This window comes from Kitasatospora sp. NPDC088134 (genome assembly GCF_044741705.1).
Lineage (GTDB): Bacteria > Actinomycetota > Actinomycetes > Streptomycetales > Streptomycetaceae > Kitasatospora.
On record NZ_JBIUTD010000005.1, the window covers coordinates 383,202 to 405,760 of the forward strand.

At 78.1% G+C, this 22,559-nt stretch carries 3 protein-coding genes; all 3 read left to right on the plus strand.

Translation table 11 applies throughout. The features are described 5' to 3' along the window. Window positions 1-280 precede the first annotated feature (280 nt). Entirely contained in the window at window positions 281-517 is a 237-nt protein-coding gene (locus tag ACIOHG_RS11675) for an MbtH family protein (protein WP_400948441.1), read from the plus strand. A 110-nt stretch (window positions 518-627) separates the two neighbouring features. Further along, window positions 628-14,943, plus strand: a complete 14,316-nt coding sequence (locus ACIOHG_RS11680; protein WP_400948443.1) for an amino acid adenylation domain-containing protein — start codon at window positions 628-630, stop codon at window positions 14,941-14,943. Continuing rightward, window positions 14,940-22,523, plus strand: a complete 7,584-nt coding sequence (locus tag ACIOHG_RS11685) for an amino acid adenylation domain-containing protein (protein ID WP_400948445.1) — start codon at window positions 14,940-14,942, stop codon at window positions 22,521-22,523. The genes ACIOHG_RS11680 and ACIOHG_RS11685 overlap by 4 nt, the downstream gene beginning before the upstream one ends. Window positions 22,524-22,559 lie beyond the last annotated feature (36 nt).

Genomic DNA, 22,559 nt, shown 5'->3' on the forward strand with positions numbered 1-22,559 from the left:
ACAGCGACCCTTTCGCATTCGATCAGGTGACTGATTAATGGCGAACGTCGGCCGAATCGGCGCGGCGCAGAAAATGGAGATCTTCACATACGACAGACGTAGGTATGGTTTTCGCGGGAAGCTGTAGGCCGTTGCGGAACGCCGGGCCCCGGACTTCGGGCTGCCCCTCCGCATCCTCAGGGGGAACACGAGTACGAATCGCGGAAAGACGCCGGGTGAACGGCGTGCCCGGCGGACCCGTGCGACGGACCGATGACGACCACCGACAAGGGGCGGGACCATGAGCAATCCTTTTGACGACGAATCCGGCCGATTCTTCGTGCTGGTGAATGCGGAGGCGCAGTATTCACTGTGGCCCGCGCACCTGGACGTCCCGGGCGGCTGGGAGCGCACCGGCCCGGAGGGGTCGCGGCAGGAGTGCCTGGAGGTCATCGAGCGGGTCTGGACGGACATGCGGCCGGCCTCGCTGGTCGCCGCGATGGCCGCCGGGACCGACCCGGTCGCCGACGGCGGCTGAGCCCGACACCGGACGCCCCCGGGTCGGCCCCGCGGCCGGGCCGGGGGCCGGGCCGGGGGCCGGAATCTCCCCACGTCACGCAGGAAAACCTCACCGAAGGTGTCGTCGGCATGCCTGAAAACCGTTCCGTCCGTCCCGAAGAAACCGCCACCGAACTCCTCGAACTGACGGCCGCGCAGGAAGGCGTCTGGTACGGGCAATTGCTCGATCCGGACAGCGCGAAGTACAACATCGGGGAATGCCTGGAGATCCGCGGCGGCCTCGACGAGGAATTGTTCGCCGCGGTCGTGGACCGGGTGGCCGACCACTTCGACAGCCTGAACACCGAGTTCAGCACGGTCGACGGGCGTCCCCGGCAGCGCGTCGTCCGGCGGCCCGGGCGGACGGACCGGCTGCGCCGGATCGACCTCACGGGGGCGGCGGACCCGGCGGCGGAGGCGGAGCGGTACATGGCGGCGGACATGGCCGCCGTCGACCGGTTGACGGCGCCGACGCACCACTACGCGCTGCTGCGGCTCGGCCCGGAGCTGCACCTCTGGTACATCCGGTACCACCACATCGCGCTGGACGGCCTCAGCGGCACCCTGGTGACCCGGACGGTGGCGGAGCTGTACAACCGGGTGGCGGCGGGCGAGGACCTCGCCCGGGCCGAGCTGCCGGACGGCTCGCTGGCCGCGCTGGTGGCCGACGAGGCCGCGCACCGCGCCTCCCCGGGCCACGCCGCGGACCTGGCGTACTGGACGGAGCGGGCCGCGGCCGCCGGGGACGGCGGCGGCGACGAGGGCTTCCCGCTGCTGCGCAGACGCACCGACCGGCCCGACCGGACCGCCGCGCCCCGGACCGCCGCGCCGACCGCCCTGCACACCGGCGAGACCCTGCCACTGCCGGTGCTGGACGGCCTGCGGCGGCTGGCCGCCGCGAACCGCACCACCTGGAGCGCCGTGCTGGTCGCGGCGCTGGCCGCGTACACCGGCCGGGTCACCGGGCGGCGGGAGGTCGGCATCGGCCTGGCCTCGCACGGTCGGCCGGGCCGGCTGCAGCGGGCGGTCGGCATGACCGCCACCGTGCTGCCGCTGCGGCTGGCGGTGCCGCCGGACGGCTCGGTCGCGGAGCTGGTGCGCGGCGTCGCGGGCGAGATGCGCGGCGCCCTGCGGCACCGGCGCTTCCCGCGCGAGCAGCTGGCCCGGGAGCTGGGCGCGGACGGCGGGACGCCGCTGCCGACCGACCTGGTGGTGAACGTCATGGGTTACGAGTACGGCCTCGACCTGGCCGGCAGCCCGGTCACCTCGCGGGTGCTGTCGGTCGGCCCGGCGGACGACGTCTCGCTCTGGGTCGCGGAGCGCGCCGAGGGCACGGGGCCGCTGATCGGCTTCGACGCCGACCCGGAGCGGTACCGGCCCGAGGACGTCCGGCTGCACCAGGAGGCGGTGCTCGGCTTCCTCGCCGCCTTCGCCGCCGCCGACCCCGGCACTCCCCTGCGCGCCCTGCCGCTCCTCGACGGGGCGGCCGCCGAGACGCTGCTGGCGCGCGGACGCGGCGCGGCGCTGCCCACCGGGGTGACGGACGACGGCCTGCCCGCGGCGTTCGCGGCCCGGGCCGCCGCCGCGCCGGACGCGCCCGCCGTGCTGGACGGCGCAGCGGTGCTGTCCTACCGGGAGTTGGGCCGGACGGCGGCGGCGCTGGCCGGCGCCCTGACGGGGTGGGGGCTGCGGCCGGAGGACGGCGTCGGCGTGCTGCTGGACCGTTCGGCGGCCGTGGTCGCGGCCTCGCTGGCGGCGGTGACGGCCGGCGGCGGGTACGTGCCGATGGACCCGGCCTGGCCGGCCGAGCGGCTGGACCGGGTGGCCGGGGCGGGCCGGGTCCGGGCCCTGGTGGTGGACGGGGCGGCGGCCGACACGTCCTGGGTGCGGGCGGCGGCCGGGCGGCTGCCGGTGCTGGTGGTGGACCGGCTGGGCGCGGTGCTGCGCGGCGCCCCCGAGCGCCCGGGCCCGCTGCCCGCGCGGATCGACGGGGCCCGGCTGGCGTACACCGTCTTCACCTCCGGCTCGACCGGCCTGCCGAAGGCCGTCGGCGTCACGCACGCGGACGTGCTGGCGCTGGCCGCCGACGCGGCCTGGGACGGCGGGGCGGTGGACGCGGTGCTGATGCACTCGGCGTACGTCTTCGACGCGTCGACCTTCGAGATCTGGGCGCCGCTGCTGCGCGGCGGCCGGGTGCTGGTCGCGCCGCCCGGCGTCCTGGACGCCCGGGCGCTGGCGCGGGCGGTGGAGCGGGACGGCGCGAGCGCGGTGTTCCTGACCACGGCGCTGTGCAACGAGATCGCCCGCACCGATCCGGCGGCGTTCGCCGGGCTGCGGCTGGTGGCGGCGGGCGGCGAGGCCGCCTCGCCCGAGCTGATGCAGCGGATCGCCGCGGCCGCGCCGGACACCGCCGTGCTGCACGTGTACGGCCCGACCGAGACCACCACCTTCGCCACCCGGTACGCGGTGCGGCCCGAGCCGCCGGGCGTGCCGCCGATCGGCCGCGCGCTGGACGGCGTGCGCCTGTACCTGCTGGACGGGGCGCTGCGCCCGGTCCCGGCCGGGGTGGTCGGCGAGCTGTACGTGGGCGGGGCGGGGGTGGCGCGCGGCTACCTGGGCCGGCCGGAGCTGACGGCGGTCCGCTTCCTGGCCGACCCGTTCGCGGCGGACGGCTCCCGGATGTACCGGACCGGCGACCTGGCCCGCTGGACGGCCGACGGCGAGGTCGAGTACGTGGGGCGGGCCGACGGGCAGGTCAAGCTGCGCGGGTTCCGGATCGAGCCCGCCGAGATCGAGAACGCCCTGCTGGCGCTGGACGGCGTCCGGGACGCCCGGGTGCTGGTGCGCGAGGACGTGCCCGGCAACCCGCGGCTGGTCGGCTACGCGGTGCCGGAGCCGGGGGCGCGGTGGGACGGCGCGGGGCTGGCCCGGGCGCTCGGGCGGGTGCTGCCCGGGTACCTGGTGCCGGCCGCGTTCGTGCTGCTGGACGCGCTGCCGCTGAACGCGAACGGCAAGCTCGACCGGCGGGCGCTGCCCGCCCCGCAGCTCGCGGGCGGCGGGGCCGTGGCGCCGCGCACCCCGCAGGAGGAGTTGCTGGCGGAGCTGTTCGCGGAGGTGCTGGGGCTGCCGTCGGTCGGCGTCGAGGACGACTTCTTCGCGCTGGGCGGCCATTCGCTGCTCGCCACCCGGCTGGTCGCCCGGATCCGGGCGACCACGGGCGCGGAGCCGACGCTGCGCGAGGTGTTCGACCGTCCGACGGTCGCCGAGCTGGCCGCCGCGCTGACCCCCGCCCTCGGCCCGGCCGGTCCGGGGCGGCCCGCGCTGGTCCCGGCCCGGCGGCCGGACCCGGTGTCGCTGTCCTTCGCGCAGCAGCGGCTGTGGTTCCTGAACCGGTCCGGGGAGGCCGCCGACGCCTACAACGTGCCGCTGGTCCTGGAGCTGGCCGGGCCGCTGGACCCGGGGGCGCTGCGCGCGGCGCTCGGCGACGTGGTGGCCCGGCACGAGAGCCTGCGGACGCTGCTGGTCGAGCGGGACGGCATACCCGAGCAGATGGTCCTGGGCGCCGAGGAGGCGGCCGGGCTGCTGCGGTTCGAGCGCGGGGCGCCGGCCGAGGACGAGCGGGCGGCGGCGGTGCGGGCGGCGGTCGCCGCGCCGTTCGACCTGGCCGCCGAACTGCCGCTGCGCGCCGCGCTGTTGCGGACGGAACCGGAGCGGCACCTGCTGGTGCTGGTGCTGCACCACGTCGCGGCGGACGGCTGGTCGCTGGCCCCGCTGGTCCGCGACCTGGCCGCCGCGTACCGGGCCCGGACGGCGGGCGGCGCACCCGAGTGGCCCGACCTGCCGGTCCAGTACGCCGACTACGCGCTGTGGCAGCGCGCGCTGCTCGGCGCGGAGGACGACCCGGAGAGCTTGATGGCGCGTCAGCTCGCTTTCTGGCGAAGCGAGTTGGACGGTGCGCCGGACCTGTCGGCGCTGCCGCTGGACCGGCCCCGGCCGGCCGTGCCGAGCCACCGGGGCGGGACGGTGCCGTGCGAGCTGCCCGCCGAGGTCTGGGCGGGGGTGGTCGGGCTGGCCCGGGAGTGCGGCTGCACGCCGTTCATGGTGCTGCACGCGGCCCTGGCGCTGACCCTGCGGGCGCACGGCGCCGGCGAGGACGTGCCGATCGGGACGGCGCTGGCGGGCCGCACCGACGAGGCGCTGGAGGAGCTGGTCGGCTTCTTCGTCAACACCGTGGTGCTGCGCGCCGACCTGTCCGGGAACCCGGACTTCCGGGCACTGCTGCGCCGGGTGGCGGCGGCCGACCTGGCGGCGTTCGCGCACGCCGACCTGCCGTTCGAGCGGCTGGTGGAGGCGCTCAACCCGGAGCGCTCGGCCGGTCACCACCCGCTGTTCCAGACCATGCTGGTGCTGCAGAACCAGCAGCAGGCCGAACCCGACCTGGCGGGCGTCACCGTCCGGGACGTCTCCCCGCACCCGGGGACCAGCAAGTTCGACCTGACCTTCTCGCTCACCGAGACGACCGGAACGGCCGGGTCCGCGGGTTCCGGCCTGGGCGGGTACCTGGAGTACGCGACCGACCTGTTCGACCCGGGGACAGCCCGGGCGCTCGCCGAGCGCTTCGTCCGGGTGCTGGCCGAGGCGGTGGCCGATCCGGAGCGGCGGGTGGACGCCTTCGACCCGCTGGGCGCGGCGGAGCGGGCCCGGCTGCTGGAGCTGGGGCGCGGCGCGGACCGGCCGCTGCCGAGGCGGACGGTGCCGGAGGCGGTGGCCGGGTGGGCGGCCCGGACGCCGGACGCCCCGGCGGTGCGGGACGGGCGCGGCGGGCTGACGTACGCCGAGCTGGACGCCCGGGCGGACGCCCTGGCGGGGGTGCTGCGCGGGCGCGGGGTGGGACGGGGCGCGCTGGTGGCGCTGGCCGTCCCGGCGTCGGTGGAGACGGTGGTGGCGATGCTGGCGGTGCTGCGGGCCGGGGCCGCGTACGTGCCGGTGGACCCGGAGTACCCGGCGGCCCGGGTGGCGCAGATGCTGGCGGACGCCCGTCCGGCGCTGCTGCTGACCGGCGCGGGCGTCCCGGCGGACTTCCCCGCGGGCGTTCCGGCGGACCCTTCGACGGGCGAGGTGCCCCGGCTGTCGTTGGCAGAGGCGGAGGCGGCGCGGGAGGCGGGGGTGGCGGTCGCGGGTGCGGCGCCGGGCCCGCTGGACGCCGCGTACGTGATCTACACCTCGGGGTCGACGGGGCGGCCGAAGGGAGTGGTGGTGCCGCACCTGGGGTTGGCGAACCACATGGCGTGGCTGGCCGACCATCTCGAACTGACCGCGCGGGACCGGGTGCTGGCGCGGACGTCGAGCAGTTTCGACGCCTCGGTGTGGGAGGTGTGGCTGCCGCTGACCCGGGGTGCGCAGGTGTGCGTCGCCCCGGCGGGGGCGAACCGGGAGCCGCGCGAACTGCTGTCCTGGATGCGGCGGTTCGAGGTGACGGTGGCCCAGTTCGTGCCCTCGCACCTGGCCCTGGTGCTGGCCGAGGACGGCGCCGGGTACGGGGGCGCGCCGCCGGCCGGGCTGCGGGCGGTGCTGTGCGGCGGCGAGCCGATGCCCCGGGCGCTGGCGCAGGCGGTGGCGGAGCGCTGGCGGGCGGTGCCGCACAACCTGTACGGGCCGACCGAGGCGACCATCGACGCGACCGCGCACCGGGTGGACGCAGGCGACCCCGCCGGCCCGGCCGGGGAGTCGGTGCCGATCGGGCGGCCGGTGGACGGGATGCGCGGCTACGTGCTGGACGCGGCGCTGCGGCCCGTCCCGGCGGGCGTGCCGGGCGAGCTGTACCTGGCGGGACCGAACCTGGCCCGGGGCTACCTGGGGCAGCCGGGCCGGACGGCGGAGCGGTTCGTCGCGGACCCGTTCGCGGCGGACGGCTCGCGGATGTACCGGACCGGCGACCTGGTGCGCTGGACGGGCGGCGGCCTGCTGCACTACGTGGCCCGGGCCGACGACCAGGTGAAGCTGCGCGGGTTCCGGATCGAGCCGGGCGAGGTGGCGGCCGCGCTGCTGGAGCTGCCGGGGGTGGCGGCCTCCTGCGCGCTGGTGCGGGAGGACGTGCCGGGGCGGCGCCGGCTGGTGGCGTACGCCGTCCCCGCCGGGAGCGGGGCGACCGGGGCGGGCGGGACGTCGGCGGCCGCGCTGCGCGACGCGCTGGCCGGGGTGCTGCCGCACCACCTGGTGCCGGAGGCGGTGGTGCTGCTGGCGGCGCTGCCGCTGCTGCCGAACGGCAAGGTGGACCGGCGGGCGCTGCCGGTGCCGGACGAGGCCCCGGCGGGGGACGCGGCGCGGCCGCACTCGCTGCGGGCGGAGCTGCTGGCCGGGATCTTCGCCGAGGTGCTGGGGCGGCCCGCGGTGGGGGCCGGGGAGAGCTTCTTCGACCTGGGCGGGCACTCGCTGCTGGCGATGCGGGTGGTGGGCCGGGTCCGGTCCGTGCTGGGCGCGGACCTGGCGGTGCGCACCCTGTTCGACCACCCGACGGCGGCGGCGCTGGCCCGGGTGCTGGAGGCGGCGGACCCGGACCGGCCGGCCCTGCTGGCGGCCGGGCGGGCGGAGCGGCCGGAGCTGCTGCCGCTGTCGGCCGCGCAGGGGCGGCTGTGGTTCCTGAACCGGCTGGAGGGGCCGGGTTCGGCCTACAACCTGCCGCTGGTGCTGGAGTTGCGCGGGGAGCTGGACGCGGAGGCGCTGCGCGGCGCGCTGCTGGACGTGGTGGAGCGGCACGAGGCGCTGCGCACGGTCTTCCCGGAGCGGGACGGGGTGCCGTACCAGCGGGTGCTGGCGGCGGCGGAGGCCGCGCCGCGGCCGCCGGTGGAGAGCACCGCGCCGATGGACCTGGAGGCGGCGGTGCTGGCGGCCGTCGGGGAGCCGTTCGACGTGCTGACCGACCCGCCGCTGCGGGCCCGGCTGCTGCGGGCCGCGCCGGAGCACCACGTGCTGGTGCTGGTGCTGCACCACATCGCGGCGGACGGCTGGTCGCTGGGCCCGCTGACCCGGGACCTGGCGGCGGCGTACCGGGCCCGGCTGGCGGGGGCGGCGGCGCCGGTGGCGGCGGGGGCGCTGCAGTACGCCGACTACACGCTCTGGCAGCAGCGGCTGCTGCGCCCGGACGGCGCCCTGTTGCCCCGTCAACTGGCGTACTGGCGGGAGGCGTTGGCGGGTCTGCCGGGACTGCTGGAGCTGCCCGCGGACCGGCCGCGGCCGGCGGTGGCGGACCTGCGCGGCGCGGTGGTGGAGTTCGAGCTGCCGCCCACGCTGCACGGGGCGCTGCTGGCGCTGGCCCGGGCCGAGGGCAGCACGCTGTTCATGGTGCTGCAGGCGGCGGTCGCCGCGCTGCTGCACCGGCTGGGGGCGGGGGACGACGTCCCGCTGGGGTCGCCGGTGGCGGGCCGCACCGAGGAGGCGCTGGACGACCTGGTCGGGTTCTTCGTCAACACGCTGGTGCTGCGCACCGACCTGTCGGGCGACCCGAGCTTCCGTCAACTGCTGGGCCGGGTACGGGAGTTCGACCTGGCGGCGTTCGCCCACCAGGACGTGCCGTTCGAGCGGCTGGTGGAGGAGCTGAACCCGGTCCGGGCCCGGGACCACCACCCGCTGTTCCAGACCATGGTGGTACTGCAGAACCAGGCGGCGGCCCGGATGGAGCTGCCGGGGCTGGGCGTGGAACAGCGGCTGGTGCACAACGGGTTGAGCAAGTTCGACCTGACCTTCTCGTTCGCCGAGGAGACCGGCCCGGACGGGTCGGCGCTGCTGGTGGCGGGCCTGGAGTACGCGACCGCGCTGTTCGACCGGGGCACCGCGGAGGCGTTCGCGGCCCGGCTGGTGCGGCTGCTGGAGCTGGCGGTGGCCGACCCGGACGCCCGGGTGTCGGGCCACGACCTGCTGAGCGCGGAGGAGCACCTGCGGGTCTCCCGCTGGGGTGCGGCCCGGCCGTTGGAGCCGGAGCCGGCGGCGGTGCTGCCGGAGCTGTTCGCCCGGCAGGCGGCCCGGACCCCGGACACGCCCGCCGTCACGGACGGCGCGGACGTCCTTTCGTATGCCGAACTCGACCTGCTGTCGGGCGAGTTGGCGGCGGTGCTGGCCGGTCACGGGGTCGACCCGGAGGACGCGGTGGGGGTGCTGCTGGGCCGCTCCCCCGCCGTGGTGACGGCCTCGCTGGCGGCGGTGCGGGCGGCGGCGGCCTACGTGCCGCTGGACGCGCGCTGGCCGGTGGAGCGGCTGGACCGGGTCGCGGAGGTGGCCCGGCCGCGCCTGCTGCTGGTGGACGAGGAGGCGGCGGGCTCGGCCTGGGTGGCGGCCCGGGCGGCGGCGCTGCCGGTGGTGGTGCTGGACCGCTCGGGCCGGGTGCGGCGCGGCGCGCCGGGGCGGACGGCCCGTCCGGCGGCGGTGCCGGGGCCGCGGGCGCTGGCGTACGTGATGTTCACCTCCGGCTCGACGGGCCTGCCGAAGGGCGTGGGCGTGTCGCACGCGGACGTGGTGGCGCTGGCCCGGGACGCGGCCTGGCGGGACGGGGCGGTGGACGCGGTGCTGATGCACTCGGCGTACGTCTTCGACGCCTGCACCTTCGAGATCTGGGCGCCGCTGCTGAACGGCGGCCGGGTGGTGGTGGCGCCGGACGGGCTGCTGGAGGCCCGGACGCTGGACACGGCGGTGCACGACCACGGGGTGACGGCGGTGTTCCTGACCACGGCGCTGTTCAACGTGGTCGCGGAGACCGACCCGGGGGCGTTCTCCGGGCTGCGGGTGGTGTGCGCGGGCGGCGAGCTGGCCTCGCCGGAGCTGATGCAGCGGGTCGCGGCGGCGGCGCCGGACACGGCGGTGCTGCACGTGTACGGGCCGACCGAGACCACCACCTTCGCCACCCGGTACGCGGTGGCCGCGGACCTGCCCGCGGGGCCGCCGCCGATCGGGCGGCCGCTGGACGGCATGCGGCTGCACGTGCTGGACGGGGCGCTGCGGCCGGTGCCGCCGGGCGTGACGGGCGAGCTGTACCTGGCGGGCGAGGGCGTGGCGCGCGGCTACCTGGGCCGCCCGGGCCTGACGGCCGCCCGGTTCGTCGCGGACCCGTTCGCGGGCGACGGCTCGCGGATGTACCGCACCGGCGACCTGGTGCGCTGGACGCCGGACGGGCAGGTCGCCTACGTGGCCCGGGCGGACGGGCAGGTGAAGCTGCGCGGCTACCGGATCGAACTCGGCGAGGTGGAGGGCGTGCTGGCGGCCCGTCCGGAGGTCGCGGACGCCTTCGCGCTGGTCCGCGAGGACGCCCCGGGCGACCGGCGGCTGGTGGCGTACGTGGTCCCGGCGGCGGGCGCGGCGGTCGATCCGGCGGAGCTGGCCCGGGAGGTGGGCCGGGTGCTGCCCGGCTACATGGTGCCGGCCGCGGTGGTGCCGTTGGCGGCGCTGCCGCTGAACCCGAACGGCAAGGTCGACCGGGCGGCGCTGCCCGTACCCGCCCCGGCCCCGGTCGGTCCGGGCCGGGCCCCGCGCACCGTCCGCGAGGAGGTGGTCTGCGGGATCTTCGCGGAGCTGCTGGGCCGCCCGTCGGTCGGCCCGGACGAGGACTTCTTCGCGCTCGGCGGGCACTCGCTGCTGGCGACCCGGCTGGCGGCCCGGCTGCGCGCCGTCCTGGACGTGGAGACCGAGGTCCGGACGGTGTTCGAGCACCCGACCCCGGCCCGGCTGGCGGCCGTCCTGGACGGCGCGGGCGGCGCCCGGGCCAAGCTGGTGCGGGCCGCGCGCCGGCCCGACCCGATGCCGCTGTCGCCCGCCCAGCGGCGGCTGTGGTTCCTGCACCGCTTCGAGGGCCCGAGCGCGACCTACAACGTGCCGCTGGTGCTGCGCCTGGACGGCCCGCTGGACCGGGCGGCGCTGGCGGCGGCGCTGGCCGACGTGGTGGAGCGGCACGAGAGCCTGCGCACCGTCTTCCCCGACGCCGGGGGCGTGCCGAGCCAGCGGGTGCTGGACGCGGCGGGCGCCGACCTGGACCTGACGCCCCGGGGGGTGGCGCCGGAGCTGCTGGACGCGGTGCTGGCCGCGGAGACCGGGCACGCCTTCGACATCGCCGTCGAACGGCCGGTCCGGGCCCGGCTGCTGCGCACGGGGCCGGACGCGCACGTGCTGGTGCTGCTGGTGCACCACATCGCGGGGGACGGCTGGTCGCTGGCGCCGCTGGCCCGCGACCTGGGCACCGCGTACCGGGCCCGGGCGGCCGGTGGCGCACCCCGGTGGGCCGAGCTGCCGGTCCAGTACGCCGACTACACGCTGTGGCAGCGGGAGCTGCTCGGCGACGAGGACGACCCGGCGGGCGCGGCGGCCCGGCAACTGGCGTTCTGGCGCTCGGCGCTGGAGGGCCTGCCGGACGTGCTGGCGCTGCCGCTGGACCGGCCCCGGCCCGCCGTGGCGACGCACCGGGGCGACGTGCTGCCGTTCGCGCTGGACCCGGCCGGGCACGCGGCGCTGGACGCGCTGGCCCGGTCGAGCGGCAGCAGCCTGTTCATGGTGCTGCAGGCGGCGCTGGCGGTGCTGCTGCGGGCGCACGGCGCGGGCGACGACGTCCCGCTGGGGACGCCGGTGGCGGGCCGCACCGACGAGGCGCTGGACGACCTGGTCGGGTTCTTCGTCAACACGCTGGTGCTGCGCACCGACCTGTCGGGCGACCCGACCTTCCGTCAACTGCTGGAACGGGTACGGGAGTTCGACCTGGCCGCGTACGCGCACCAGGACGTGCCGTTCGAGCGGCTGGTGGACGCGCTGGAGCCGGAGCGGACCGAGAGCCGGCACCCGCTGTTCCAGACCATGCTGGTGCTGCAGAACCAGGCGGGGGCGGCGGTCGAGCTGCCGGGCCTGCGGGTGGCGGAGCAGCCGGTGCGGACCGGGATCAGCAAGTTCGACCTGACCTTCTCGTTCACCGAGCGGCGGGACGGCGCGGGCCGCCCGGCGGGCCTGGACGGGACGCTGGAGTTCGCCACCGACCTGTTCGAGCCGGCCACGGCACGGGCGCTGGCGGAGCGGCTGGTACGGCTGCTGGGGCAGCTGGCCGCCGATCCGGGGCAGCGGATCGGCGCGGTGCGGGTGCTGACGGCGGCGGAGCGGGCCGAGCTGGCGGCGGCGGGCCGGGGCGCGGTGCGTCCGGTGCCGGAGCGGACCGTGCCGGGGGCGTTCCGGGCGCAGTGCGCCCGCACCCCGGACGCGCTCGCGGTGCTGGACGGTGCGGGCGGTCTGACCTTCGCCGAGCTGGACGCCCGCTCGGACGCGCTGGCCCGGCGGCTGGCCGGGCGGGGCGTGCGGCGCGGGGACGTGGTGGCGCTGGCGCTGCCCGGCACGGCGCTGCAGGTGGTGGCGGTGCTGGCGGTGGCGAAGGCGGGCGCGGCCTGGCTGCCGCTGGACCCGGAGCACCCGGCGGAGCGGCTGCGCCTGGTGGTCGGGGACGCCCGGCCGGTGCTGCTGGCGGTGTCGGCGGAGGTCCGGCCCGGGCTGCCGGAGCTGCCGGTGCCGGTGCTGGTGGTGGACGGGGCGGAGGCGGGCCCGGAGGCGGAGTTCGGGTCGCAGGCGCCCGGTCCGCTGGACGCCGCGTACGTGCTCCACACCTCGGGGTCGACCGGCCGCCCGAAGGGGGTGGTGGTGCCGCACGCGGCGCTGGTGAACCACATGGCGTGGCTGGCCGAGCACCTGGAACTGACGGACGCGGACCGGGTGCTGGCCCGGACCTCGCCGGGGTTCGACGCCTCGGTGTGGGAGACCTGGCTGCCGCTGCTGCACGGCGGCGCGACCTGCCCGGTGCCGCCGGCGGTGGCGCACGACCCGGTGGCGCTGCTGGCGCTGGTGCGGGAGCGGGGCGTGACGGTGGCCCAGTTCGTGCCCTCGCTGCTGGCGCTGGTCCTCGGCGAGACGGAGCGCGAGGAGCCGCCGGCGGCGCTGCGGGCGGTGCTGTGCGGCGGCGAGCCGCTGGGCGCGGCGCTGGCGGAGCGGGTCGCCGGGGCGTGGGGCGTCGCGGTGCACAACCTGTACGGGCCGACCGAGGCGACCATCGACGCGACCGCGCACCGGTACCGGCCGGGGGTGGACACCGCGGGCGGGGTGCCGCTGGGCCGGCCGGTGGACAACCTGCGGGCGTACGTGCTGGACGGGGCGCTGGAGCCGGTCCCGGCGGGCGTGGCGGGCGAGCTGTACCTGGCGGGCGAGGGCCTGGCCCGCGGCTACCTGGGCCGCCCGGGCCTGACGGCCGCCCGGTTCGTCGCGGACCCGTTCGCGGGCGACGGCTCGCGGATGTACCGCACCGGGGACCTGGTGCGGCTGGGCGCGGACGGCCTGTTCGGCTACCTGGGCCGGGCCGACGACCAGGTGAAGCTGCACGGGGTGCGGATCGAGCCCGGCGAGGTGGAGGCGGCGCTGTGCGCCGTGGACGGCGTCGGCGCGGCCTGCGTGCTGGTGCGCGACGGGCGCCTGGTGGCCTACCCGGTGGGGCCGGACGTGCCGGTGGACGAGGTGCTGCGGGCCCGGCTGGCGGCGGCGCTGCCGCCGTCGCTGGTGCCGTCGGTGTTCGTCCGGCTGGAGGCGCTACCGCTGCTGCCGAGCGGCAAGACCGACCGGCGGGCGCTGCCCGCCCCGCCGCCGCCGGAGGCGCGCGCGGAGTGCGGCGGGGAGCCGCGCACCGAGCGCGAGCGGGTGCTGTGCGGGGTGTTCGCGGCGGTGCTGCGGCTGCCCCGGGTCGGCGCGGACGAGGACTTCTTCGCGCTGGGCGGCGACAGCATCCTGTCGATCCAGGTGGTCGGCCGGGCCCGGGACGCCCGGCTGCGGATCACCCCGCGCGACGTGTTCCTGCACCGGACCCCGGCGGCGCTGGCGCTGGCCGCCGAGGAGCTGGGCGCCCGGGCGGCGGTCCCGGTGGACGACGGTGTGGGCACGGTGCCGCCGACGCCGATCGCGGCCTGGTTCCTGGACCGGCCGGGCCCCACCGACGGCTACCACCAGTCGGCGGTGCTGCGCACGCCCGCCGACGCCGACGCCGGGCGGATCGCGGCCGCGCTGCAGGTGCTGACGGACCGGCACGACACGCTGCGGCTGCGGGTGACCCGCACCGCCGGGGGCGCCCCGGGCCTGGAGGTGCTGCCGCGCGGCACCGTCCGGGTGGCGTCCCGGCTGGAGCGGATCGACGCGGCGGGGCTCGGCGAGCCGGAGCTGCGCGCCGCCCTCGCCGCGGCGGGCGAGCGGGCCCGGGACCGGCTGCGGCCCGCGCACGGCGAGCTGCTCGGGGCGGTGTGGGCGGACGCCGGGCCGGATGCGCCCGGCCGGCTGCTGCTGCTGGTGCACCACCTGGCGGTGGACGCGGTGTCCTGGCGGATCCTGCTGGAGGACCTGGTGACGGTGTGGCGGGGCGGGCAGCTGCCGCCCGCGACCACCTCGTACCGGGCCTGGGCGCGGCTGCTGGCGGCGCAGGCCGCCGAGGGCGTCCGGGCGGGCGAGCTGCCGCGCTGGGAGGAGGTCGGGCGGGCCGTCGACCCGCCGCTGGGCCGCCGCCCGCTGGACCCGGCCCGGGACACCGCGGCCGGGACCCGCACCCTGACCACCCACCCGGCGGGCGGGGCGGTGGGGGCGCTGCTGAGCACCGCCCCGGCCGCGTTCCACGCGGGGGTGGACGACGTGCTGCTGACGGCGCTGGCGCTGGCGGTGCGGGCCTGGCGGGAGCGGCGCCCCGGCGGCGCCGGCGAGGGCGTGCTGCTCGACCTGGAGAGCCACGGCCGCGAGCAGCTGGCCGAGGACCTGGACCTGTCCCGCACCGTCGGCTGGTTCACCAGCCTGTACCCGGTGCTGCTCGACCCGGGCCCGCTGGACCCGCGCGACCCGGACCGGTTCGACGCCCGCCTGGTGGACCGCGCCGTCAAGCGGGTCAAGGAGCAGCTGCGAGCGGTGCCGGACCACGGCGTCGGCCACGGCGTGCTGCGCCGCCTGGACCCGGTGGCGGGGGCCCGGCTGGCGGCGGGCGCCGAGCCGCAGCTCGGCTTCAACTACCTGGGCCGGTACGCCGCGCCCGACCCGGTGGCGGACCCGGCGGACTGGGCGGTGCTGCCGGACGGCGGCGCCCCGGACCCGCGGGACCCGGGCATGCCGGTGCACCACGTGCTGGACGTCAACGCGCACACCGAGGACGGCCCGGCCGGGCCGCGGCTGGTGGTGCGCTGGACCTGGGTGGCGGAGCTGCTCGACGAGGCGGACGTGGCCGCCCTCGCCGCGGGCTTCGACCGGGCGCTGCGGGCGGTGGCCGCGCACGCCGAGCAGCCCGACGCGGGCGGCTGGACGCCGTCCGACCTCCCCCTGGTCCGGCTGGACCAGGCCCAACTCGACCGACTGCAGAACAAGTGGGGTGGACGCGCATGACCGGGTTCCGGCTGGAGGACGTACTTCCGCTGACGCCGCTTCAGGAGGGCATGCTGTTCCACGCCCTGTACGACTCGGCGGCGGTGGACGTGTACACCGCGCAGTTCGTGCTGGCGCTGGAGGGCGCCGTCGACCCGGCGGCGCTGCGGGCGGCCGTGGGGGCGCTGCTGCGCCGCCACGCCAACCTGCGGGCCGGGTTCCTGCACGAGGACCTGGACCAGCCCGTGCAGGCGGTGGCGGCGGAGGTGCCGGTGCCGCTGGAGGAGCTGGACCTGACGGGCGACCCGGCGGCCGTGGCGGCGTTCCTGGCCGAGGACCGGGTGCGGCGCTTCGCGCTGGACCGGCCGCCGCTGATCCGCTTCGCCCTGCTGCGCACCGGCCCGGGGCGGCACCGGCTGGTGATGACCAGTCACCACCTGCTGCTGGACGGCTGGTCGGTGCCGCTGCTGCTGCGCGAGCTGTTCGCGCTGTACGCGGCGTACGGCGACGACGCGGCGCTGCCCCGGGTCGCCCCGTACCGCTCCTACCTGGCCTGGCTGGCCGGGCAGGACCGGGAGGCGGCGCTGGACGCCTGGCGGACCGCCCTGGCGGGGGTGGCGGGGCCGACGCTGCTGGCGGGCCCGGCGGCGGCGGACGCGCACGCCGGGGAGCTGCCGGGGAGCGTGCTGGTGGAGCTGGACCCGGCCGTCACGGAGCGGCTGCGGGCCGCCGCCCGGGCGCACGGGCTGACCCTGAACACGGTGGTGCAGGGCGCCTGGGGCCTGCTGCTGGCCCGGCTGACCGGCCGCTCCGACGTGCTGTTCGGCACCACCGTCTCGGGGCGGCCGCCGGAGCTGCCCGGGGTGGAGACGATGATCGGCCTGTTCATCAACACGGTGCCGGTCCGGGTCGCGCTGCGCCCCGGCGAGCGGCTGTCCGAGCTGTTCGCCCGCCTCCAGGACGAGCAGGCCCGGCTGCTGGGCAGCCAGCACGTCGGCCTGGCCGCGATCGGCGCCGCCGCCGGCCTGGACACCCTGTTCGACACCCTGGCGGTGTTCGAGAACTACCCGCTGGACCGGGACGGGCTGGCCGCCGCCGGGCGGGCGCTGCCCGGCCTGGCCGTCACCGGCGTCGAGGGCGTGGACGCCGCGCACTACCCGCTGACCCTGACGGTCGCGCCGGGCGCCGGGCTGCGGCTGACCTTCGCCCACCGCCCGAGCGTCCTGGACGGCCCCCGGGCGGAGCGGATCGCCGCCCGGATGCGGGCGCTGCTGCTGGCGCTGGCCGACGGCCTGGACGCCCGCGCCGACACCGTGGACGTGCTGCTGGACGGCGAGCGGGACGCGCTGCTGGCGGCGGGCGCGGGCGGGCCGCTCCCGGCCGCCGTCCGGGGCGCCGACCTGGCGGCGGAGGTGGCCCGGCGGGCCGCCGAACGGCCGGACGCGATCGCGGTCGCGGTCGCGGGCACCGGCTTCGGCGTCGGGGAGCACCTGACCTACCGTCAACTCATCGATATTTCGGACGGGTTGGCCACCGCCCTGGCCGGGCACGGCCTGGCCCCGGAGGAGGGCGTCGGCCTGCTGCTGGGGCGCTCGGCCGCGCAGGTGGCGGCGCCGCTGGCGGTGCTGCGGGCGGGCGGGGCGTACGTGCCGCTGGACCCGCGCTGGCCCGCCGAGCGGCTGGCCGCGGTCGCGGCGGCGGCCGCGCCGCGCCTGCTGGTGGTCGACGCCGCGCACGCCGATCACCCGTGGGTGCGCGCGCTGGGGGCGGCGGCCCGGGTGGTGACGGTGGACGGCGCGGGCCGGGTGCTGGCCGGCGCCCCCGCCGCGCCGGGCCCGCTGCCCGCCCCGGCGGGCGGCGACCGGCTCGCCTACGTGATGTTCACCTCCGGCTCCACCGGCCGCCCCAAGGGCGTCGGCGTCACCCACGGCGACGTGGCGGCACTGGCCGCCGACCGGACCTGGGACGGCGGCCCGGCCGAGGCGGTGCTGCTGCACTCCGCGTACGTCTTCGACGCCGCGACCTTCGAACTGTGGGTGCCGCTGCTGCGCGGCGGCCGGGTGGTGGTCGCCCCCGAGGGGGCGCTGCAACCGGCGGCGCTGCGGGCCGCCGTGGAACGGGACGGGGTGCGGGCGGCGTTCCTCACCACCGCGCTGTTCAACGTGTTCGCCGAGACCGACCCGGGCGCGCTCGGCCTGCTCGCCCTGGCCGCCGCGGGCGGCGAGGCCGCCGCGCCGGGCGTGCTGCAGCGCCTGGCGGCCGACCACCCCGGCACCCGGGTGCTGAACGCGTACGGGCCGACCGAGGCCACCACCTTCGCCCTGCTGCACCCGGTGCCCGCCGCGGGGGCCCCGGACGGCGTCCCGCCGATCGGCCGCCCGCTGGACGGGGTGCGCGCCCACGTGCTGGACGGCGCGCTGCGGCCCGTCCCGGACAGCGCGGAGGGCGAACTGTACCTGGCCGGCCCGGGCGTGGCCCGCGGCTACCTGGGGCAGCCCGACCTGACGGCCGTCCGGTTCGTCGCCGACCCGTTCGCGGGCGACGGCTCCCGGATGTACCGCACCGGCGACCTGGTGCGCCGCGCCCCGGACGGGCGGGTCAGCTACGTCGCCCGGGCCGACCAGCAGGTCAAGCTGCGCGGCCACCGGATCGAGCCCGGCGAGATCGAGGCCGTGCTGCGCGCCCACCCGGCGGTGCGGGCCGCCTGCGTGCTGGTGCGCGCCGACGCGCCGGGCGGGCCCGCGCTGGCCGCCTACGCGGTGCCCGCCGACGACACCGCCGGCGCCTCCACCGGTGCGTCCGCCGATGCCTCCGCCGGTGCGTCCGTCACCCCGGCCGAGCTGCTGGCCCACCTGGCCGGGCGGCTGCCCGCGCACCTGGTGCCCGCCACCGTGCAGCTGCTGGACGCGCTGCCGCTGACCGCCAACGGCAAGCTCGACCGGGCCGCGCTGCCCGCGCCCACCGCCCCGACCGCCACCGCTGCCGGGCGCGCCCCGCACGGGGCCCGGGAGGAGATCCTGGCCGGGCTGTTCGCCGACACGCTGGGCCGGGAGCGGGTCGGCGCCGAGGACAACTTCTTCGCGCTGGGCGGCAATTCGCTGCTCGCCACGCTGCTGGTCGGCCGGGTCCGGGCCGCGCTGGACACCGAGGCGGAGATCCGCACCCTGTTCGAGCACCCCACGGTGGCCGCGTTCGCCGCCGCCCTGGACGGCGCGGGCCGCCCCGCCCGGCCCGCGCTGACCACCCGGCCCCGGCCCGCCGCACTGCCGCTCTCCCCCGCCCAGCAGCGCCTGTGGTTCCTGCACCGCCTGGACGGGCCCTCGGCGACCTACCACATCCCGTTCGCGGTGCGCCTGGACGGGGAGTTGGACCCGGAGGCGCTGCGGCTGGCCCTGCACGACACGCTGGGCCGGCACGCCGCGCTGCGCACCGTCTTCCCGGCCCGCGCGGACGGCCCCGTGCAGCAGGTGCTCACCCCCGGGGAGGTGCGGCTGCCGCTCGCCCCCGAGCCCGTCGAGGCCGCCAAGTGCGCGGACCGGATCGCCGCCGTGATCGCCGCACCGATCGACGTCGAGCAGGAACTCCCGGTGCGGGCCGCCCTGTTGCGGACCGCGCCGCGCAGCCACGTGCTGGTGCTGGTGCTGCACCACATCGCCGCCGACGGCTCCTCGCTGGCCCCGCTGGTGCGCGACCTCGGCACCGCCTACCGGGCCCGGCTGGCCGGGGCCGCCCCCGCCTGGGGGCCGCCGCCCGTCGACTACGCCGACTACACGCTGTGGCAGCGCGAGCTGCTCGGCGACGAGCACGACCCCGACAGCCTGACGCACCGTCAACTCGCCTTCTGGCGCGAGGCACTGGCCGGACTGCCGGAGCGGGTCGAGCTGCCCCGGGACCGCCACGACCCGGCCGTCGACCGGCACGAGGGTGCCACCCACCACTTCACCGTGGACGCCGCCACCGCCCGCCGGATCGAGGAGCTGGCCCGCAGTAGCCGGTGCAGCGTCTTCATGGTGCTGCAGGCCGCACTGGCCCTGCTGCTGTCCCGGCACGGCGCGGGCGAGGACGTCCCGATCGGCACCGCCGTCGCCGGGCGCACCGACCGGGCCACCGCCGACCTGGTCGGCTTCTTCGTCAACACCCTGCTGCTGCGCACCGACCTGTCCGGCGACCCGACCTTCCGCCAACTGCTGGACCGGGTCCGCGAGTTCGACCTCGCCGCGTACGCCAACCAGGACGTCCCGTTCGAGCGGCTGGTGGAGCTGCTCAACCCCGTCCGGGCCCAGCACCACCCGCTGTTCCAGACCATGCTGGTGCTGCAGAACCACGCCCCGGCCGGGCCCGTCGAGCTGCCCGGCGTCACCGCGCACCCGCTGCCCGTCGACCTCGGCGCCAGCAAGTTCGACCTGTCCTTCGGCTTCGCCCAGGAACCCGGCACCGGCGCCCTGGCGGGGACGGTCGACTACGCGAGCGCGCTGTTCGACGCCGACACCGTGCGCACCCTCGCCGACCGGCTGGTGCGGCTGCTGGGCGCCGTCACCGCCGACCCCGGCCTGCCGCTGCACGCCTACCAGGTGCTGGACGCCGCCGAGTTCGACCGTCTCGCCCGGCAGGGCACCGGCCCGCGCGGCGCGGCGCCCGCCTCCTTCCCCGAGCTGTTCGCCCGGCAGGTCGACCGCACCCCCGACGCCCCCGCCGTCCGCGACCCGCAGGGATTCCTGACGTACCGTCAACTCTCCGTGCTGTCCGACGGGTTGGCCCGGCGGATCGCCGCCCTCGGGATCGGTCCGGAGGACCGGGTCGCGGTCGCCCTGCCCCGGGACGCCGGCCTGCCCGTCGCGCTGCTCGCCGTGCTGAAGGCCGGGGCCGCCTTCCAGCCGCTCGACCCCGACTACCCGGCCGCCCGGCTGGCCCACCTGCTCGCCGACGGCGCGCCCCGGCTGCTGCTCACCACACCCGCACTGCACCGGAAGCTGCCGCCGACCGACGTCCCGCACCTGTACCCGGCCGAGTCCCCGGCCGGTGGTGGCGCGACCGGTCCGCTCCCGACCGGTCCGCTCCCGGCGGTGGACCCGGCGCACCCCGCGTACGTGATCCACACCTCCGGGTCGACCGGCCGCCCCAAGGGCGTCGTGGTCACCCACCGGGGCGTCGCCGCGCTGGCCGCCACCCAGCGCGAGCGCCTGCGGGTCACCCCGGACAGCCGGGTGCTGCAACTGGCCTCGGTCAGTTTCGACGCCGCGTTCTGGGAGCTGTGCATGGCCCTGCTCGCCGGGGCCTGCCTGGAGCTCGACGCCCGGGAGGCCCTGCTGCCCGGCCCGGCCCTGGCCGAACGGGTCCGCGACCACGGCCTGACCCACCTGACGGTCCCGCCGGCCGCCCTGGCCGTACTGCCGCCCGACTCGCTGCCCGCCGGCACCACCCTGGTGCTGGCCGGTGAGGCCTGCCCACCCACGCTGGCCCGCGCCTGGTCGTCCGGCCGGCACCTGGTCAACGCCTACGGGCCGACCGAGACCACGGTGTGCGCCACCATGAGCGGCTTCCAGCACCCGGACGGCCCGCTCGCCCCCGACCGCACCGTCCCGATCGGGGTCCCCGTCGACGGCACCCGGGTCCAGGTCCTCGACCACCGGCTGACCCCCGTCCCGCCGGGCGTGGTCGGCGAGCTGTACGTCTCCGGCGACGGCCTGGCCCGCGGCTACCTGGGCCGCCCCGGCCTGACCGCGACCCGGTTCGTCGCCGACCCCGCCGACCCGGTCGGCGGCCGGATGTACCGCACCGGCGACCTGGCCCGGTGGAACCGCGACGGCCAACTGGAGTACGCCGGACGGGTCGACGAGCAGGTCAAGCTGCGCGGCTTCCGGATCGAGCCCGGCGAGATCGAGGCCGCGCTCACCGCGCTGCCCGGCATCGCCGCCGCCTGCGTGGTCGAGCGCGAGGACCGGCCCGGCGAACGCCGCCTGGTCGCCTACACCGTCGCCGCCGAGGGCCCGGCGGGCCGTGCCGCGCCGGACGGCCCCCGGGTCCGGGAACTGCTCGCCGAGGTGCTGCCCGAGCACCTGGTGCCCGCCGCGCACGTCCGGCTGCCCGCGCTGCCGCTCACCCCCAACGGCAAGACCGACCGCCGCGCGCTGCCCGCCCCCGCCGACCCCCGCAGCACCGGGCGCGCCCCGCGCACCGCCCGCGAACGCGCCCTGTGCGAGCTGTTCGCGGACGTCCTCGGCCGGCCCGCGATCAGCGCCACCGACGACTTCTTCGCCGCCGGCGGCCACTCGCTGCTCGCCGTCACCCTCGCCCAGCGGATCGAGCAGCGCTTCGGCCGGCGGCTGCCGCTGCGCTCCCTGTTCGCCGCCCCGACGGTGGAGGGCGTGGCCCGGCTGCTCGGCGACGGCGACCCGGTCGAGGAACGGACGGCGGGCAGTTCGGTGGACTGGGCGGCCGAGACCCGGCTCGCGCCGGGGATCACCGCCGCCGGGCGGGAACGCCGTCCCGCCGCCCCCGCCGCCCGTCCGCTGCTCACCGGTGCCTCCGGCTTCCTCGGTGCCTTCCTGCTGCGCGACCTGCTGGAGACCACCGGCGGCCCCGTCGACTGCCTGGTCCGGGCCGCCGACGAAGCCGACGGCGCCCGGCGGCTGGAGCAGAACCTGCGCCACTACGGCCTCTGGCAGGAGCGCTACCGGGCGCTGGTCCGCCCCGTCGTCGGCGACCTGGCCGCCCCCGGCCTCGGCCTCGCCCCGGAGACCCGGGCCGCCCTGCTGCGGCGGCTCGGCCCCGTCCTGCACAACGGGGCCCGGGTGCACTTCGCGGCCGGCTACCCCGAGCTGCGGGCCCCGAACGTGGCCGGGACGGCCGAGCTGCTGCGCCTGCTCGCCGACTCCGGCTCCTCCGGCCTGCACCACGTCTCCACCACGGGCGTGCACGCCCCCGGCGACGGCCCGGCCACCGTCACCGAGGACACCCCCACCGGCGCCCCCGACCGGCTGCCCGACGGCTACGCGCAGAGCAAGTGGGCGGCCGAGCAGCTGGTCGCGGCCGCCCGCGACCGCGGCCTGCCCGTCACCGTGCACCGGCCGGGCCGGATCAGCGGCGACGCCGCGACCGGGGCCTGCCAGGAGCACGACCTGCTCTGGCAGCTGATCAAGGGCTGCCTGCAGGCCGGGGCCGTCCCCGACCTGCCGCCGGGCTCCACCGAGTGGGTGCCCGTCGACCAGGTCAGTGCCGCGATCGTCGCGCTCTGCCTCCAGGGGACGGACAGCGACGGACCGGGCAGCGGCGGAGTCTTCCACCACACCCACCCCGAACCGCCCGGCCTGGACCGGGTGTTCGCCACCGCCCGGACCCTCGGCCACCCGCTGCGCACCCTGCCCGCCGAACAGTGGCGCGCCGCCGTCGCCGCCCAGCCCCACAACGCGGCGCAACTCTTCCTCGGCGAGGACGCCCCCGCCGCCGCCCCGGCCGCCCCCCGGCACTTCGACTCCCGCCGCACCGCCACCGCCACCGCCGCACTGGGCGTGCACCCCGTCCCGCTGACCGACCAGGTGCTGACCCGCTACCTGCGCTACTTCACCGGCACCGGCTTCCTCCCCGCCCCGGACCGCCGCTGATGCGCCGGACGCCCCTGGCGCCCCGTCCACCCGCGC